The sequence below is a fragment of the Desulfobacter sp. genome, from assembly GCA_028768545.1.
Classification (GTDB): domain Bacteria; phylum Desulfobacterota; class Desulfobacteria; order Desulfobacterales; family Desulfobacteraceae; genus Desulfobacter.
This window is the reverse complement of the sequence record CP054838.1, coordinates 4151965-4169935: the sequence shown is the minus strand read 5'-3', so window position 1 is coordinate 4169935 and position 17971 is coordinate 4151965. Positions and strand designations below refer to the sequence as shown.

The window sequence follows — 17971 nt, the reverse complement described above, 5'->3', positions numbered from 1 at the left end:
CCTCCGACGTGGCTGATTGAAGGCCCATTCTCGGACCTGACTTTTACTTCCGCTGGCGCTGAGGCAGATCCGGGAACCGAAACCGTGACACAGAATTCTGAACATTCCCCGGAACACTTTCCACATGGATGAGCCCGTCATGTTCTTCCACAATGGCCCGTACCAGTGCCAGTCCAAACCCGGTACCCCGTCCGACCTCTTTGGTGGTGAAGTAAGGATCAAAGGCTTTTTCAAGGGTTTTGGGCTCCATGCCGTGACCTGTGTCCTTTACCAGCAGGCATAAGAACGGACCCGGCCTGTTATAATCTTCATGGATATGTGACTTGTCCACCTGGTCTACGGTATCAAGTCCAACGGTCATGATGCCGCCTTTTTTCATCATGGAATGGTAGGCATTGGTGCACAGGTTCATGATAACCTGATGCATCTGGGTCGGGTCGGCATTGACCATCTCTCTGGTGTTTATCTGGGAGACCATTTCGATGGTGGTGGGTATGGATGACCGCAGCAGTTTTAATACCTCTTTGACCACCAGGTGAAATTTTAAGGCCTGTTTCCTATATTCGGTCTGCCTGCTGAAGGTAAGGATCTGTTGAACCAGGCCCGAGGCTTTCTGGGCTCCTTTTACAATCTGGGACAGATGTTTTTGGGATTGATCAGGAGAGTCCAGGGTCATTTGGGCAAGCTGGGCATAGCCGAAAATGCTGGACAATATATTGTTAAAATCATGGGCGATTCCTCCGGCCAGGGTACCGATGGCTTCCATTTTTTGTGATTTTTCAAGTTGAACCGCAAGTTTTCGCCTTTCTTTTTCCCCTTGTTTCAACTCGGTGATATCCCGTCCTTCGGTGACAATAAATTCCACATGGTTTGAGTTATTGAGAATGGGTTTTATGGATATGTCTATATCACGGACATCTCCTGAATGGGTAATGTGACTGGTTTCAAGGCGGACGGTATTTCCCTCCACGGCACCCTGTATGGCCGCCTGGACCTGGTTTTTATAATTTTCGGGCCACCACGGGGTTTCCCAATAGGGCTGGTAAAGGACGTCTGTCTCTGTGCATCCTGCAAATTTCAGCATGCTTTTGTTGACTTCCTCTATAATACCATAAGGAGACAAAATACAGGTGAATTGGAAGGACTGGTTGAACAATCCCCGCAGTTTGAGTTCGTTTTCCACGAGGGCTGCCTGTGTGTCAATGGTTTTTTGGATTTCCCTGTTCAATTGGTTGTGATAGGTCTCAAGGCGATCCATAAATGCATTAAAATGATCGGAAAGCTCTCCTAATTCATCACGGGGACTATGGTTCATTCGAATGCTGTAATCGCCCATGCTGGCAACTCCAAGGGTATGGGTCAGTTTTTCCAGGGGGCGGGTGATGGATTTTGTCACCATATAGGCCACCCCCACAAAGGCGAGCAGAAACATGAAAATATTAAAAATCAGCAAAGATGCAAAAGCAGACAAAGGGGAAAAGACTTCATCTGTATAACTTGTGGCCCCTATGATCCATTTGTATTCAGGCAGGTGAGTGAAAATGACAAGTTTTTCCCGGGGATTGCCTTCACCGGGATTTTGCCACAAATAGTTGAGTTTCCCATTTTTTTGGGCGAGCATGGATTGAATGATATCTGACATTTTCCGGGTTTTGTCTAAAAGGTTTTCCCCCTGGAAGATTGGATGAATCAATGCCTCTCCTTTTTCATCCAGGATAAAGGCATATCCGCTTTTGCCGGACTTGAAGGAAAGGACAGAGTTTTTAAATATCTCTGATATCCACAAGGTAGCTGAACTCATTTCTGTAGGAGGACACGGATATGATCCAGTCCAAAGGCTTATAATAGACCATGAACAGCGCCTTGGGCCGTCTCTGTGTTTCTCCCGGGTTTTGCCAGTCATATTCAAGGTATCCGTCTTTGATGCCCATCTGCTGTTGAACAAAGTCAAAATTTGATACATTGGTCCCCTGAAGCTTTTCGTTGGGATGAATGATCACATCCCCCTGGCTGTTAAGGCAATAGATGTATCCGCTGATGCCGATGCGCTGGTTGAGAAAAATTTCACGGACCATCTGAATGGCCTGGCCCCGGGTCAGCAGCCCTGATCTGTGTTTGGAATAATAATATTCTGCAATTTCAAAATTCTTTTCCGCAATGGCCTGGAGGCGGTTTTTTATGCTGATGCTCGCAGATGTGCGGATGAGATCGGCCAAGGATTCTGAACTTCGGTGCAACTCATTTTCAATTCCGGTTTCAATTAATCGTTTGATTTGAAAAAATAAAAATGTATTGGAAATGATGACCAGGGGAATGAGTATGATTACAAAAGAAAGAAGCAGTCTGTTTCTGAATTTGAGATGCCGATTTTTCATAAATTCGGTCAAAGGCTCGATTATATCCTTTTGAATTTTTGAACATGGATTTTTCAAAGATGATCAATCAATAAATAAGAATACTATATCAAAAAAAATTATAAAAGCAGAAAAAAGATTCACACCAGGGCTCACGCATGTAAATATTGTAAAGTGCCTATAGTTTTGATTGGTTCAAGTATCATCCAAACATAACTTCCTCCAGATATTTGATATCCATAGCAGCATTCAACCTTTTGGTTTTTACACTCCCTTTAAATGTCTTATTGTTCCGTAATAAATTTAATGCAATGTGCCGAATCGCTGCAAAATTCTCAGGAGAGTTCCCCTTTCTGACTCTGCTTTCGTCTTCACGGAACGCAATATCCAATACCCAATGCACTGAATTTTCAATTCCCCAATGCCTCCTGACAGCATTACCAAAAATATTGGGGTCGCTATCCAGGCTCGATATATAATATCGCTTTTCATGACTGATCTGGCCGTCCATTTCCCGGGTGGATTCAATCATTCCAATACTTTTCAAACCTTTCCAACTTTTTTTATCTTCAAACCAATCAATATCAGAGGTTATCACAGCCCTGCGCGTTTCGACTCGACCGTGCCCTCCGTCAACACTGGTCTGTTCATTAAACTGGTACCCCTGATTTTTCATTTCTTCCATTTTATTGAAAAAAAGTACCGCTTCATCATGCAAGGTTTTATGATTTTCTTTCAGGGCAAGGACATAGTCACACCCTTTGTTTATTATGGTTTCAGCGATTTTCTTTTGAGTGCCCATGGCATCAATGGTTATAATGCAGCCCGAGATATCTAAAAGTTTTAAAAGATTTGGAATGGCCGTAATTTCATTTGATTTTTCTTCGGTTTTTAATTGCCCTAAAACCACTTTATTAGACGAAGCCCACGCACTGATCATATGAATGGCTTTCTTATCATTGGAGGTATCGTGTGAACGCCTTAGAGTTTTGCCGTCGATTGCAATGACTTGACCTTTGGTCATCTTTGCAACCGACTGAACCCAGTGCATAAAACTGCTCTGAAATTCATTCGGGTTCATCCTTTCAAAAATTCTGCCAAAGGTGTCATGGGAGGGTATCCCATGGGGAAGGCTTAGAAATTTTGACAACCACCTTTTTCTCTTTTTGCCAAAGTTTTCAATTTGCTCATAAGTGTCTGCGCCAGCAACTACCGCACAAATTGCGATGATGACGACATCAATTAAATTATGAAGCTTATTGTGGTGTCTGGGGTCCTGAATATTGTCAAAAAAAGTTTCAAGAGATTTTTTTTCGTTCATTGGCAACTCCTTGTGTTTATTGCCATATATATCGTATCTGTGCAGCGATGTCTAGGAAAATTTTGTTCGATGCTCATATACTATAGCAAGCCAGGAGAGCCAGGCTGGGATAGGGTGAAGGGGGTGGAGTGGCGTAAATGAGCGGCCCGCCAGGACGGCATAGGTCCGATCATTTCCGCTTCTTAAGCGGTCAGGACGACCGCTTAAGATTTAACGGAATCCCCCTCACCTATTCCAGCCGGGTAAGGACGAATCTTAATAAAAGTTACATGCGATGACCCTGAGATTCACACCCTATGGCTGTCTTTATTTTTGCCTCTTTTGGCTTTGTAGAGCAATTGGTCAGCCGTCTTGAGCATATCCTGGGTCACCCGGTTGATATATTTTTCTGCCTGGGTCCTGCCGGTGGAGGGCAGGATAACGACGAATTCGTCACCTGCAAATCTTGCCACGATATCTGAATCCCGTTTCAACCGGGTCAGGGTCTCTGCGGCAAGGCATAGGGCCATATCCCCTGTATCATGTCCTGCTGTATCATTAATGGTTTTAAATTTATCCAGATCGAGGAATAAAAGGGAGAGATCTGTTTTATACCTTTGGGCCCGCAGGAATTCCCGATCAAGGATTCTTTCCATGACGCCGCGGTTGAGCAGGCCTGTGAGCGGATCATGAAAAGCCATGAATTTTAATTGTTCATGGGCGGTTACATTGGAAAGGCAAAGTGAGACTTTTAAAGCCAATTGTTCAAGCAAAGAGGTATCAATCCCCGGTTCAAAGCGCAACGGATCAATATCTGCCTGGTTGATGCTGCCCACAATCTCCCCGTCCAGAGTGATGGGGGCAATGGCAATGGAGCCGATTGCATAATTTGAGATTTCGGGCATCAGGGTATCGTAGATCCCTAAGTTTTCATTGGCCAGGCAAGGGGTCAACTGATTGTTAATGATTGAAATAAAGGCCTGTTTATCCACAAATGCCGTGGATCTCATTAGCAGTTCAGACTCTTTGATATTTTTAAGCTGATCTGCAATGCGGCTTTCCTTGATGATGGATATCCAAATATAAGGGATGGAAAATTTTTTAGAAATTTCCCATAGGAGACGTTCAAAAAAATCGTTGAAATTTAGGATTGAGAGGATACTGACTTCAATCTCGGTGAATTTTTTTGCAATTTCTTCGTTTTTTTTCAGACGGTCGATTAATGCCTTTGGGATTGCCATGATTCTGTCCTGAATTATAGCAATACCGATAATTATTTATACATCCTGATAATCTCATCAATCGTTTCGTTTTCATTGTATTCACGGATGGTTTTTAGGGCCGCAAAATCGTGTTCAATCGGATTGAGATCCGGTGAATACGGGGGCAAAAACAAAAGAGCTGCACCAGTTCTTTCTATCAAATATTTGGTTTCTTCGCCCTTGTGGAAGGATGCGTTATCCATCACAACGACATGATTATCGTTCAGATGTGGACTCAACTGGTGTTCGATCCAAGCATTAAAGATATCCGCATTGCATGTTCCCTGAAACAAAAATGGTTCTTCAAAACTATATTCGATGCGGGCAGCAATCAAAGACGTTCGAGGGTGCTTTGTTCCTGCAATCAAACCATGAACACGCTGCCCTTTGGGGAATGTTCAGAATTCTGTGTCACGGTTTCGGTTCCCGGATCTGCCTCAGCGCCAGCGGAAGTAAAAGTCAGGTCCGAGAATGGGCCTTCAATCAGCCACGTCGGAGGAGTTGACTTTTGCTGGAGCGGAGTTCCTGGAACCATCTTTTCCATCTGTAAATAAATCCCTATCAAATTCCCAGCTCTTTATCCAGCCGGCCTTCAAAGAAAATTGCCAACTGGGAAATTGTCAGTGACCAATTTTGAATCGGCATTGTCCATTTTTTACTGGCGTTCTGGATCCCCATGTAAAGCAGTTTTAACAGGCTGTCCTGGTTCGGGAATGATCCCTTTGTTTTGGTCAGTTTTCGAAACTGTCGATGCACAGCCTCAATGGTATTTGTGGTGTATATTATCCGTCGAATCTCTTCTGGATATTTAAAGAAATGACTGAGGCGTTCCCAGTTGTTCCGCCAGGATTTTATCACAATCGGGTATTTGTCATTCCATTTATTTTCCAAGATATCCAGTTCTTCTTCGGCCAGATCCTTATTGACCGCTTTATAAACACGTTTTAGATCTGCCATAAATTCCTTTTTATTTTTGGAACCAACGTATTTCAATGAATTTCGGATCTGGTGGACTACGCAGAGTTGAACTTCTGTGTCCGGGAATATGGTCTCAATGGCCTCGGGAAAACCTTTTAGACCATCAACACAGGCAATCAGGATATCTTTTACCCCTCGGTTTGAAAGGTCTGTTAACACCTGCAGCCAGAAGTTCGCACCCTCATTCTCGGATATGTACAGCCCAAGAACCTCTTTGCGGCCCTCGATATTCACCCCAAGAATTGTGTAAACGGCTTTGCTGCCGACCTTTCCGTTTTCTCGTACTTTATAATGTATGGCATCAAGCCATACGATTGGGTACACATTTTCCAACGGCCTGGCCTGCCATTCTTTGACGGTATGGATGATTTTATCGGTAATGGTGCTCAGAGTGGCATTTGAAATCTCAAGTCCATAGATTTCCTGTAAATGGGAAGCCATATCATTATAACTCATGCCCAGGCCGTAAAGGGCTATTATCTTTCTTTCAATTTCATCGCTGAGCGTTGTCTGATGTTTTTTGACGATCTGTGGAGAGAAGGTTCCGGCCCTGTCACGCGGGGTTTTTAGCTCAAATTTACCATCCAGGGATTTAATGGTCTTTTTGCTTTTTCCATTACGGCGGTTGGCAGAAACTTCCTGCCCGAGATGGGACTCCAACTCTCCTTCAAGAGCAGCTTCAGCAAGATTTTTGATTAATGATGTAAGGACGCCGCCCTTACCTGTGAAGGGTTTACCTTCCTGGATGCCTTTAAGGGCTTTTTGAAAATCAAATTCGGTGTTTTCTTCGGTCATGTCAGTTCTCCTTATTTAGCTGAGTATATCAGCTTTCATTCAACTGACACAGAATTTTGAACGCCCTCGCCCTTTGAGAGCATATCCATAGCGACGGGTTGTATAAGGCGAAAAGCCGCTTTCATCAACATAAACAAACGTTTTGCAACGACGTACATAACGTTCACGAAGACGAAGATATGCCTTTCTTTTGCTGGAGTGGAGTTCCTGGAACCATCTTTTCCATCTGTAAATAAATCCCTATAAAATTCCCAGCTCTTTATCCAGCCGGCCTTCAAAGAAAATTGCCAACTGGGAAATTGTCAGTGACCAATTTTGAATCGGCATTGTCCATTTTTTACTGGCGTTCTGGATCCCCATGTAAAGCAGCTTTAACAGGCTGTCCTGGTTCGGAAATGATCCCTTTGTTTTGGTCAGTTTTCGAAACTGTCGATGCACAGCCTCAATGGTATTTGTGGTGTATATTATCCGTCGAATCTCTTCTGGATATTTAAAGAAATGACTGAGGCGTTCCCAGTTGTTCCGCCAGGATTTTATCACAATCGGGTATTTGTCATTCCATTTATTTTCCAAGATATCCAGTTCTTCTTCGGCCAGATCCTTATTGACCGCTTTATAAACACGTTTTAGATCTGCCATAAATTCCTTTTTATTTTTGGAACCAACGTATTTCAATGAATTTCGGATCTGGTGGACTACGCAGAGTTGAACTTCTGTGTCCGGGAATATGGTCTCAATGGCCTCGGGAAAACCTTTTAGACCATCAACACAGGCAATCAGGATATCTTTTACCCCTCGGTTTGAAAGGTCTGTTAACACCTGCAGCCAGAAGTTCGCACCCTCATTCTCGGATATGTACAGCCCAAGAACCTCTTTGCGGCCCTCGATATTCACCCCAAGAATTGTGTAAACGGCCTTGCTGCCGACCTTTCCGTTTTCTCGTACTTTATAATGTATGGCATCAAGCCATACGATTGGGTACACATTTTCCAACGGCCTGGCCTGCCATTCTTTGACGGTATGGATGATTTTATCGGTAATGGTGCTCAGAGTGGCATTTGAAATCTCAAGTCCATAGATTTCCTGTAAATGGGAAGCCATATCATTATAACTCATGCCCAGGCCGTAAAGGGCTATTATCTTTCTTTCAATTTCATCGCTGAGCGTTGTCTGATGTTTTTTGACGATCTGTGGAGAGAAGGTTCCGGCCCTGTCACGCGGGGTTTCCAGCTCAAATTTACCATCCAGGGATTTAATGGTCTTTTTGCTTTTTCCATTACGGCGGTTGGCAGAAACTTCCTGCCCGAGATGGGACTCCAACTCTCCTTCAAGAGCAGCTTCAGCAAGATTTTTGATTAATGATGTAAGGACGCCGCCCTTACCTGTGAAGGGTTTACCTTCCTGGATGCCTTTAAGGGCTTTTTGAAAATCAAATTCGGTGTTTTCTTCGGTCATGTCAGTTCTCCTTATTTAGCTGAGTATATCAGCTTTGATTCAACTGACACAGAATTTTGAACGCCCTCTTTTCATCAACATAAACAAACGTTTTGCAACGACGTACATAACGTTCACGAAGACGAAGATATGCCTTTCTTTTGCTGTCGCTTCGCTCCCTGTATCCCGTCATCTTTTTTTTCGAGTGATTCCGAGTTGTTTCATATTATACCAGATACAGGCACGGGATACTCCGAAATGCTGCGCCCTTTCCGATTGTGTCATGTCATCATTTGTCTCCACATGGAGGCGCAAAGCTTCCAGATCCAAACTTCGTGGTCCTTTTGGACCGGGTTTCTTGTATGACAAACCATCTTCGGCAGACGTCCAGTTGTGAACACTTCCACGGGATACATTAAACTGACTGGCAGCTTCCGTCTTGCTTCCTCCATTTTCTACAAAATCTATAACGCGTTTGCGTAAATCTGATGAATATCTCATGGGGAAAATATAAGTTGTATAAATCCTTGTTCAAGTAATTGTTTGCTCTGCTATAGTTTCGGTCTCTTTGTCAGTGGTGCTGCCCAATGTTTAATTTACCTTCATCCTTTAAAGGGCAATGAAGATAAAGTCAATATGATTCCCTTTTTTTCACCTATAATTTATCAAAAAGTTAAGAAAAAATATTCCCAATTGATCTGAATATTAAATTGATTTGATGTTTTGTGGCTGATTTTTTTTGACCGGCCATGCTTTTAGTGTATGATAAAAAATTACAGCGTTCCAAGGTCCAAATTATACTTGGGGTTGAGGCCTTGGGCAAACAATTTGAAAAAAGGTTAAAAAATGAAATCAACGTCTTTTGGCATCAGTTCTCTTTTGGGCTGCGCTGCTTTTGTGGTTGTGGTGGCCGGGATGAAAACAGCAGCCGTACTGGTGGTTCCCTTTTTGCTGGCCGGTTTTTTGGCCATTATCTGTGCCCCTCCTCTTTATTGGATGCAGAAAAAAGGCATTCCCAGCCTGGTGAGTATTCTCGTACTCATGCTCGGGGTGGTGCTGGCTCAGGTGATTCTGGTCTCTTTGGTTTCATCTTCCATTGCTGATTTTTCAAAAAACCTCCCTATGTATCAGGAACGGCTGCTTTCCCTGATGTCCCAGGGGATCCAATTGCTTTCAAATTACGGGATAGAGGTTGAAGCCGATAAGCTCACGGACCTATTCAACCCCGGCCGGATTCTTGGCCTGGTCGCCAATACCCTGAACGGCTTGGGCGGGGTGCTGACCAATACTTTTTTTGTCTTTCTTACCTTTATTTTTATCCTGTCAGAGGCGGCCGGCTTTCCAAGTAAACTCAAAGCCTTGTCCAGGGACGGACACGGCAGCATGGACAAGTATACCCAGATAATGGACGGGGTTAATCGGTATTTGGGCATAAAGAGCCTTACCAGTCTTGGCACCGGGATGATTATTGCGCTCTGGCTGACCCTTCAGGGGGTGGATTACCCGGTGATGTGGGGGGTATTTGCCTTTTTGCTTAATTATATACCCAATATCGGTTCTATAATTGCGGCTGTGCCTGCGGTTCTTCTGGCCTTGATTCAATTGGGCCCCATGTCCGCTTTGGTGGCAGGGATTGGGTTTTTATTGGTAAACATCCTGGTGGGATCTGTGGTCGAGCCTCGCATTATGGGCAAGGGGATCGGCCTGTCGACGCTTGTTGTCTTTTTATCCCTGGCATTCTGGGGGTGGGTATTGGGACCGGTGGGCATGCTATTGTCAGTTCCCCTGACCATGGCCGTTAAAATTGCCCTGAACGGCAATGAATCCACCCAGTGGATTTCCATCCTTTTGGGATCCAATCGGGAGGCGTTTGATCTTCTGGCCCGTCGGGGGCTGGAATAAAGGATTAGGGGGTGCTTCCTAAAATATTGAGCAGCAAGACCCCTTTTTTGAATTTTGGCCCCCCAATGGTGACGCTGTCATGGTTCTTGAGCATGACATTGGTCTGGAATACAGGATTTCCCTTGGCATTGATGCGGATATGATATTGAATCCTGTTTTTTTTCCGGGTCACAGGGGTGATAACAAGGCTGCGGTTTCCCGGAAGGAATAAAGATCCCTTCTGGCCCTGGGCCAGCATCATTTTTTTATCATTAAGAAGATTAAAACGGGTATATTTGAATACCGGTTGTATTTCCCGGACAACAGCCTTTATACCCGGGTCAATCTGTGCCGGACCTGTCCGGGCATGGATTACCCTTACCCGGGTGTTATAGACGGGGTCTGCCTGGGCAGGCGTCGTGATCAAAAAGACTAGGCAGACCCAGACAAAGATTGATTTTAGACCTTTATACATTTTTTTCCTCTCGGTCTTCAGGTTTCGGAAAACCAGATAATGGTATGATGGGCATTTGCACTCTCAATGATCATAACCGATGATCCGTAGGTGTCAACTGAATTTACAATGGCCGAAGGTCCGGGCCCGGGAGTCTTTGACCAGGGATAAACCGCGAGCATAAGGATCAAAGCTGCTGCCCCGATGGAGGCCAGCCTCAGGCCGATCCCCATGGGACGCTTAAATCCGGACAAAATTTTAACTGTCTTTTTGGGCTTTTGTTCAAGGATTATGGGGGGCAGCTGGCTTTGGATGTGGGCAGCTCCGGATCGGGCATGTCGGTCAAAGGTTTTGGCCATCTGCCTGAATTTGACTTCTGTTTGTGCACACGCCCTGCAGCCGGCCGTGTGCCGGACAAAGGCATCATGGTCCTGTTTTGAGACTTCATTGTCAACAAATCGGCTGATAAACTCGGTTGAATATTTATCGCAGGCTGCCATGGAAAACCTCCTTTTCATTTGCCTTTAAGCCATTAACAATTGTTTTTCGTGCCCTGTAAAGCCGGGAACTCACTGTTCCCTCCTTTATTTTCAATTCAGCAGAGATTTGTTGATAGGACAGGCCTTCCAAGGTGCTGAGCACAAAGACGACTCTAAGGGGTTCGGGAAGTGCTTGCACAGCCTGAACCAGACGCATTTGTTCTTGTTTGGCTTTGAGTTCTGTCTCAGGCGTATGTCCCTGGAAGGCCTTGTCATAGGTTAAAAATTCAGTTTCCGGTCCCAGGGAGGTATGATGCCATTTGAACCTGCGCTTCCATTTGCGTTTCCAGTTGAGGCAGGCATTGAGGGTGATTTTCCTAAGCCAGGACCCAAGGCCTGATTCTCCTCTGAAATTTTTGATACTGCCCATGGCGCTGACAAAGACATCCTGAACAATTTCCCTGCTCTCCTCGTGGTCCAGGGTAATCCCATAGGCGATCTTCAGCAATCTGTCCTGGTAGTTGAAAACCAGGGCATTGCATGCCCAAGTCCGGCCCTGTTCAAGCCCCTCGATCAGGGCCGGCTCATCAATGGCCTCATTTTGGGGGCAGGGCGTTTGAACCATGTCGGGATCTTGCCGTTTTTTTATCATCAGGCATTGCTGTTCCATCCGGGTTGAAATGAACAATTGCTTCTAATGTAAGCGATGTTTTAACCCCATTCAGGAGGTGGCGGGTCCGGCAAGCAAATTTTTTTCAACGTTGTAAGGAAGTAGGGCTTTAAAATCATCTGTCGACATGGCTTCAGGCAGGTGTTCAAACAGATATTTCAAATACCAATATGGCTCCAGCCCATTTGGTTTGGCTGTTTCAATCAAGCTGTAAATCAGTGCACTGGCTCGGGCACCCTGAACGGTGTCCGAGAAAAGCCAATTCTTTCGTCCGACCACAAATGGTCGGATGGCATTTTCAACCAGATTGTTATCAGGCCTGATGATTCCGTCTATTGTGTATTGGATGAGCCTATGCCATTGGCTGAGAGTATAATGGATCGCCTTGCCAAGCAGGCTTTTGGGGGGAACTTTTTCCACTCTTGCATCAAGCCATTTCTTGAACTCTTCTAAAATTGGAACCGCTTCTTTTTGCCTCCGAGCATATAATTGTTCAGGCGTTAATTCCTGCACCCGGGCTTCTTTTTCAATTTTATAAAGCAGACTGATATATTTTAAAGCGGTACCTGCATTGCCCGATGAGTTCTTTTTATTCCCTGCAGCTTTGGTTACATTTTTAAATCCCCTGCGGGCGTGAGTCCAGCATGCCACATGAATGATATCCGTTATTTTGTCCAGAAAATCATATCCTTTATAGCCATCCGTCTGAACAATGCCTTTGTATCCATCCAAAAATGATGCGGCAATATCTCCGGATCGTGTCGGATGATATTGAAATTGAAGAATTGGCTTATCAGGCGGACCACCTCTAAAAATCCACATATATGATTTTGATTTTCGAGGCCCCTTTAAGACCTGAAGAGGTGTTTCATCAACACCAATCATTGGGCTTGCCAGTATGTCTTTTTTCATCATGTCGATTAAAATATCACAAGCATCAGCGACTTTCATGGCCCATGTACACATGGTCGACCTGCCAAGCTCAATGCCGATTCTGGTAAATTGTTTTTCCTGGCGGTAAAACGGCAGTGCATCTGCAAATTTTGCGGTCAGGATGTGGGCAAGTAGTCCAGGCGTTGCTATGCTTTTGGGGATAATCTGATCCGGCATCCTGGCAATGGATACGGTAGGGCCGTCATCTTCGGTCCCTTCGCAGTTTTTGCAGGCGTATTTATACCGGATATTCCGGAGGACCCTGACTTTTGCAGGGATATAATCCAGCTGTTCTGACACTTCCTGGCCGATGCGATCTTTGAGACAGCCGCAATCACACTGTCTTTCATCCTCGTTTAGTTCATGTATGACATCTACGCGGGGAAGATCAGCGGGTAAAGGCTTGCGCCCACGCTTTTTACGAGTATGTTCGCCAATGGTTACAGTGTTATCTTTTTCCAAAATAGGAAGCTCGGGTTCCGGCATATCGAAGAGAGACATTTGCTCGTCATCTTTAGGCGTTTTCTCTGATTTACGACCAAAGACCATATTCTGAAGTGATTTGATCTGGTCTTTAAGGATTTGATTTTCGTCAATCAAATCACAAGCAATTTTTTTCAATTCATCCAGGTTCTGATTATCTTTTACTTTGCCTTTAGTCATGTGCTGTATATACCATAACCACGGGGCTTTTCATAGTTTTAACATCAATAAATCATAGAATATTTCAGGGGTTTGTGGGCTTGGTTTATATTCAATCCTTCAATCAACCAGGTCAACTCCCGGCTTGAAATATTCACGACCTCTTCTGACGTTTTTGGCCACTTGAATCGGTCTTTTTCAAGGCGCTTCTGCCACAGGCAAAAGCCGTTTTTATCCCAGTATAAAATTTTCAAAATGGTCTGGGCCCGGTTACAAAAGCCAAACAGATGGCCTGCAAATATATCCAAGTGCATTTGTTCGCTGACAATGACGGATAAACCGTTAATGGCCTTGCGCATATCAGTGGCGCCCAGGGCAAGATACACCTTTGTTTCCGGCGGGAAGTTCATCAGGATACAACCTTCAACGCCAGCAATACCTGCTCAAGGGTTTCTTTTTTAAATCCATCCGGGATCTCCACTTGCAGGCCCCGGCCTATATTGATCTTCAACCCTGGTGGCTTAAAATGATGAATCGGGAATGGGATCTGGACCAGCTCCATGGGCTGATCAGTCTTGCTGAACTTGACCTTCCAATAAGTGAATCTGTTCGACCTCAGGTTGTTCTGTTTACAATATTCTCTCTGGGAAAGACCGGTTTCAGTCCATTGCTCTATGTGTGTTCTCCAAAATTTGGTCCGCTCTTGATTTTTTTCTTTCCAGGATTTGGTCATAGTCTTGCCTCCTTTTGGGGGAGCATACTATCCCATGGCTGGACTCAGCAATAGGTGGGGTTAATTCATCGCTTACCTTCTAATATATAGGGTGATGTCTGACCCACACCCTTTCTCGTTGCCAATACCCCTGGGCGATCTCGAATCTTTCCTGCCTTCCGCAAATCCATCTGCCACGCCTGTTATAATGGCCGGGGTTCCATCGGGTTTCATAAACAGGCTCAACCCATATGCGCTGGGTTTCCCAATGGCCTTTGCGACAGTTTCTGTTGCCATGGTGGCGTCCTTTCCGGATTGCAACGGGTTCGGGTCTGTTCATGTTATGGACAATGGCGGTGCCCAAAAGGGTGACCCCTGTGCCGAGCAGGAAGCCTTCTATGGTGTGGCGACGGGCAGCCCCTGCATCTGCAAACCCTGCGAAAACGGCGATGATCAGAAACGATGCTGTGATAATGGCAATTTGCTTTTTCATGGTGTCCTCCTCAATGGGGTTTGTATACCTTTTAACCGGATATATTTTCCCGGTTAAAAGGTATAGACACCAAAACTTTAGAAAACTTCCCTAAAAAATAAAAAAAATGGCCCCGTCTTGGCTTTATCCGCCTATGGAGGTCATGTGGCTTATGGGAATATCCTTGGGGCTGCGGGAATCAAGGCCATGAGACAGAGGCTTGTGGGCCAGGGTGGATTCAATGAATTCTTTGAGTTCCCTGTCGTTTGCCCCCTCTCTAAGGGCTGAGAGAATATCTGTTTCATAGTTTCTCAGCAGGCAGGGCCTCAAGGTCCCCCGGGAGGTCAGGCGCAGCCTGTTGCATTCACTGCAGAAATGGCAGGAGACCGGGGTGATGAATCCCAGGACGCCCGGGGCATTGGCAAGCCTGAATTTTTTTGCCGGACCGTCATTTTCCGTTTTTGCCACTGCTGTCAAAGGACCGTGGGCCTCAGTGATTTTTTCCTGGATTTCCCGGGTCAGGATCTGCTGGTTTTTTTCCACATCTGAATCGCCCATGGGCATGTATTCAATGAACCGGACATGAAAGGGGTATTTCAGGGTCAGTCCTGCCAGGGCCTGGATTTCATCATCGTTGAATCCTTTCAGGGCCACGGTATTTATTTTTAGAGGAGAGATCCCCAGTTCATGGGCCCATTGGATGGCGTTCCAGACTTGACGGAATCGGTTCCGTCTGGTGATCGTCTCAAATTTTTCCGGCACCAGGGTATCCAGGCTGAAGTTCAGCCGTTTGATACCCATATCCAGAAGGGCTTTTATTTTTTTTTTGTTCAGCTGGGATCCATTGGTGGTGATGGAGATGTCCTCAAGGGTCTTAATTTGGCAGAGCTGCTCAAGAAAACTAAAAATTCCCTTGCGCACAAAGGGTTCCCCCCCTGTGATCCTGACCTTGGTAATCCCCATTTCACATGCCAGGCGGGTGATCCTTAAAATTTCTTCATACCTGGCAATCTGATCATGGCCGATGACCCGGAACGGAGTTGAAGGAACACAATAGCGGCATCTGAAGTTACACCGGTCTGTAACCGATATTCTTAAGTAGTTTATATTGCGCCCGCCTGCGTTCATGATTGGGCGCAGCTTTCGTCTGTGTCGGGAGCAAAATGATCCACCAGGGCATTAACCAGGGCCTGGATCGTATACGGGGATGCCTCAATCTCAGGCTCAAGCCCCAGAGATCTTGCCGTATCCGATGTGATGGGACCGATGCTGGCCAGGGTCACATCCTTGAGCAGGGGGCGGCTGTCCTGGTTTTCAAGCAGGGAGATGAAATTGCTCACCGTGGAAGATGAGGTAAAGGTCACCGCATCAATGGCATTGTCCTTGAGCATGTCAATGAGGGATTCTTTTCCCTCTTGGGCCAGCTGGGTTTCATAGGCGGCAACCTCATCCACCATGGCCCCCATTTTGGCCAGCTCCTCGGGCAGAATGGTTCTGGCCTTTTTGGCCCGGGGCAGCAATATTTGCTTGCCCTGAATATCTACATTTGCAAATGCATCCACCACAGATTCCGCCCGATAGGTTTCAGGAAGGATATCTGAAACGATACCGTAATCTGCCAGCCGTTCTTTGGTCACAGGGCCGATACAGGCAAATTTTAAATGCCCCAATGCCCTGACATCAAGACCTTTTTCAAACAAAGTATCAAAGAAATATTTGACCCCGTTCACCGAGGTCAGCACCAGCCATTCATATTTATCCAGATTCTCAATGGCCTTTTCCAGGGGCGTCCTGTCCTTGGGAGGAACAATTTTAATGGTGGGGATTTCAATACATTGTGCCCCCAGCCGGTTTAACTGGGAGACCAGGCCGCTGGCCTGGGACCGGGCCCGGGTAATGACGATCCGTTTGCCGAACAAGGGCTTTTTATCAAACCAGGCCAGTTCCTTGCGCAGGGAGACCACATGGCCCACCACAATAATGGCAGGAGATTTAAGTTTTGCCTCTTTGACGACCTGGACAATGGTGTCAAGGGTGCCGGTAACGGTTTGCTGCCGGGTGGTGGTGCCCCATCTGACTAAGGCCACCGGTGTGTCTCCGGGTTTTCCGTTGGCCATGAGGTTTTTCACGATGTTGCCCAGGTTTTTCACTCCCATGAGAAAGACCAGGGTGGCATCGGATTTGGCAAACACATCCCATTGCATCCGGCTCCCTTTTTTATCCGGCCGTTCATGGCCGGTGATAAAGGAGACAAAAGAGGTATGGTCCCTGTGGGTGACAGGGATGCCGGCGTAAGCAGGAGCCGATATGGCCGAGGTAACCCCGGGGATGACCTCATAGGAAATTCCGTATTCCAGAAGTTCTTGGGCTTCTTCTCCGCCTCGTCCGAAAACAAAGGGATCTCCCCCTTTGAGACGAGCCACGTTGAGTCCGGCCTTGGCCTTGTCCACCAGCAAAAGGTTTATTTTATCCTGGGTCAGGGTATGGTCACCCCCCTTTTTTCCCACATAGATGATTTGGGCATCCTTGCGGGCATATTCAAGCAGATAGGGGGAGGCCAGGTAGTCATAGACCACCACGTCGGCTGTTTCAATACATTCTTTGGCTTTGATGGTGAGCAGTCCGGGATCACCCGGCCCTGCTCCGATGAGGGTTACCTTGCCCTTTGGGTTATTCATGGGGATTTAAACTCTCCAATATGCGTTTGCCGCCGTTTTTAAGTAATTGTTCAGCCAGTTTCCTGCCGGTTTCTACCACGGTATCCGGAGCGGAAATCATGGTTTCTTTGATCACCTCTTTTCCGTCTTCAGAGGCGACAATTGCCGTGAAAGAGACCTTGTTATCCTGGAGTATGCCAAAGCAGGCCACCGGGATATGGCAGGATCCTTCGATTTGTTTGAGAAAGGCCCGCTCACCTTCAACACAGATCCGGGTCTCCCAATGGTCCAGTGTTGCCATAATGGGGGCCATCTGGGCATCATTTTCCCGGGCTTGGATACAAAGCGCACCCTGGCCCACGGCAGGCACCATGGTTTCCTGGGTCAGGTACTCGGTGATTTTATTTTCCTGACCAAGGCGTCTTAAGCCTGCGGCTGCCAGAACAATGGCATCATATTCCCCGGATTTGAGTTTTTTAAGGCGGGTGTCCAGATTGCCCCGGATGGACAGAACCTCAAAGTCCGGCCTGGCATGTTTGAGCTGGGAGCCCCGTCTCAGACTGGAGGTGCCTATTCGGGCGCCTTTAGGATACTCGGCCAGAGTCATCTTTTTCTGGCAGATCATTACGTCAAAGGGATTTTCCCTTTGGGGTATGGCGCCAATAATCAGTCCGGCAGGCAGTTCACCCGGCATGTCTTTCATGGAATGGACGGCAAGGTCAATTCGGTTTTCCATGAGGGCGGTTTCGATTTCCTTTACAAAGAGTCCTTTTCCTCCGACCATGGCCAGGGGTCTGTCCGTGATCCTGTCCCCAGTGGTTTTGATAACGGTGATTTCAACGGTTGTTCTAGGAACTTCGAGCTCAATGCGGTCTTTTACATAATTGGCCTGCCACAGGGCCAGCTGGCTTCCCCGGGTGCCGATACGAACTAATGTTTTCATTGGGT

The 17971-nt window shown here is 46.2% G+C and carries 19 protein-coding genes; 1 reads left to right on the top strand and 18 read right to left on the bottom strand.

The annotated features are described in order from the left end of the window. Positions 1-43: 43 nt before the first annotated feature. The 8 genes from HUN05_20180 to HUN05_20145 all read right to left on the bottom strand — a co-directional run bounded on the left by HUN05_20180 (position 44) and on the right by HUN05_20145 (position 8624). Positions 44-1786 (bottom strand): Cache 3/Cache 2 fusion domain-containing protein, encoded by a 1743-nt coding sequence (locus HUN05_20180; GenBank protein WDP87162.1) that lies wholly within the window; start codon positions 1784-1786, stop codon positions 44-46. Next, on the bottom strand, positions 1764-2387 hold the full coding sequence (locus HUN05_20175) for a cache domain-containing protein (protein WDP87161.1): 624 nt from the start codon (positions 2385-2387) through the stop codon (positions 1764-1766). Before HUN05_20175 ends, HUN05_20180 begins: the two co-directional genes overlap by 23 nt. Before the next feature lie 169 nt (positions 2388-2556). Next, positions 2557-3675: an ISAs1 family transposase gene (locus HUN05_20170; protein WDP87160.1), complete on the bottom strand. Its 1119-nt coding sequence runs from the start codon at positions 3673-3675 to the stop codon at positions 2557-2559. Between the two features lie 287 nt (positions 3676-3962). Then, positions 3963-4895: a GGDEF domain-containing protein gene (locus HUN05_20165; GenBank protein WDP87159.1), complete on the bottom strand. Its 933-nt coding sequence runs from the start codon at positions 4893-4895 to the stop codon at positions 3963-3965. Between the two features lie 32 nt (positions 4896-4927). Next, positions 4928-5284, bottom strand: coding sequence for a transposase (locus tag HUN05_20160; protein WDP87158.1), 357 nt, complete (start codon positions 5282-5284; stop codon positions 4928-4930). A gap of 193 nt (positions 5285-5477) precedes the next feature. Continuing rightward, entirely contained in the window at positions 5478-6689 is a 1212-nt protein-coding gene (locus HUN05_20155) for an IS256 family transposase (GenBank protein WDP87157.1), read from the bottom strand. A gap of 240 nt (positions 6690-6929) precedes the next feature. Then, positions 6930-8144, bottom strand: coding sequence for an IS256 family transposase (locus HUN05_20150; protein WDP87156.1), 1215 nt, complete (start codon positions 8142-8144; stop codon positions 6930-6932). Positions 8145-8312: 168 nt separating this feature from the next. Then, complete coding sequence (locus HUN05_20145) at positions 8313-8624, bottom strand: hypothetical protein (GenBank protein WDP87155.1); 312 nt, start codon at positions 8622-8624, stop codon at positions 8313-8315. Positions 8625-8969: 345 nt separating this feature from the next. Between HUN05_20145 and HUN05_20140 the strand changes: the two genes are divergently transcribed. Beyond that, a complete protein-coding gene (locus HUN05_20140; protein WDP87154.1) occupies positions 8970-10025 on the top strand; it encodes an AI-2E family transporter in 1056 nt (351 codons plus the stop codon). A 4-nt stretch (positions 10026-10029) separates the two neighbouring features. Here the strand turns inward: HUN05_20140 and HUN05_20135 are convergent, their stop codons facing one another. From HUN05_20135 to hemC, 10 genes are all read right to left on the bottom strand, one after another. Next, positions 10030-10479 carry a hypothetical protein gene (locus tag HUN05_20135; protein WDP87153.1) on the bottom strand — a complete coding sequence of 150 codons (450 nt, stop codon included), beginning with the start codon at positions 10477-10479 and terminating at the stop codon, positions 10030-10032. Between the two features lie 17 nt (positions 10480-10496). Continuing rightward, positions 10497-10958 carry a zf-HC2 domain-containing protein gene (locus HUN05_20130; GenBank protein ID WDP87152.1) on the bottom strand — a complete coding sequence of 154 codons (462 nt, stop codon included), beginning with the start codon at positions 10956-10958 and terminating at the stop codon, positions 10497-10499. Beyond that, the gene (locus HUN05_20125) at positions 10942-11562 is read right to left on the bottom strand and encodes an RNA polymerase sigma factor (GenBank protein WDP88158.1); all 621 of its coding nucleotides are present in this window, start codon (positions 11560-11562) and stop codon (positions 10942-10944) included. Before HUN05_20125 ends, HUN05_20130 begins: the two co-directional genes overlap by 17 nt. Positions 11563-11658: 96 nt before the next feature. Further along, positions 11659-13203, bottom strand: coding sequence for an IS66 family transposase (locus HUN05_20120; protein WDP87151.1), 1545 nt, complete (start codon positions 13201-13203; stop codon positions 11659-11661). 44 nt (positions 13204-13247) lie between these two features. Beyond that, positions 13248-13592 (bottom strand): IS66 family insertion sequence element accessory protein TnpB, encoded by a 345-nt coding sequence (gene tnpB / locus HUN05_20115; GenBank protein ID WDP87150.1) that lies wholly within the window; start codon positions 13590-13592, stop codon positions 13248-13250. After that, positions 13592-13915, bottom strand: coding sequence for an IS66 family insertion sequence element accessory protein TnpB (locus tag HUN05_20110; protein ID WDP87149.1), 324 nt, complete (start codon positions 13913-13915; stop codon positions 13592-13594). The genes tnpB and HUN05_20110 overlap by 1 nt, the downstream gene beginning before the upstream one ends. Before the next feature lie 79 nt (positions 13916-13994). Next, complete coding sequence (locus tag HUN05_20105) at positions 13995-14387, bottom strand: hypothetical protein (GenBank protein WDP87148.1); 393 nt, start codon at positions 14385-14387, stop codon at positions 13995-13997. Positions 14388-14510: 123 nt separating this feature from the next. After that, positions 14511-15494 carry a GTP 3',8-cyclase MoaA gene (gene moaA / locus HUN05_20100; GenBank protein WDP87147.1) on the bottom strand — a complete coding sequence of 328 codons (984 nt, stop codon included), beginning with the start codon at positions 15492-15494 and terminating at the stop codon, positions 14511-14513. Further along, on the bottom strand, positions 15491-17044 hold the full coding sequence (cobA, locus tag HUN05_20095; GenBank protein WDP87146.1) for a uroporphyrinogen-III C-methyltransferase: 1554 nt from the start codon (positions 17042-17044) through the stop codon (positions 15491-15493). The genes moaA and cobA overlap by 4 nt, the downstream gene beginning before the upstream one ends. Then, complete coding sequence (gene hemC, locus HUN05_20090) at positions 17037-17966, bottom strand: hydroxymethylbilane synthase (protein ID WDP87145.1); 930 nt, start codon at positions 17964-17966, stop codon at positions 17037-17039. The genes cobA and hemC overlap by 8 nt, the downstream gene beginning before the upstream one ends. Positions 17967-17971 lie beyond the last annotated feature (5 nt).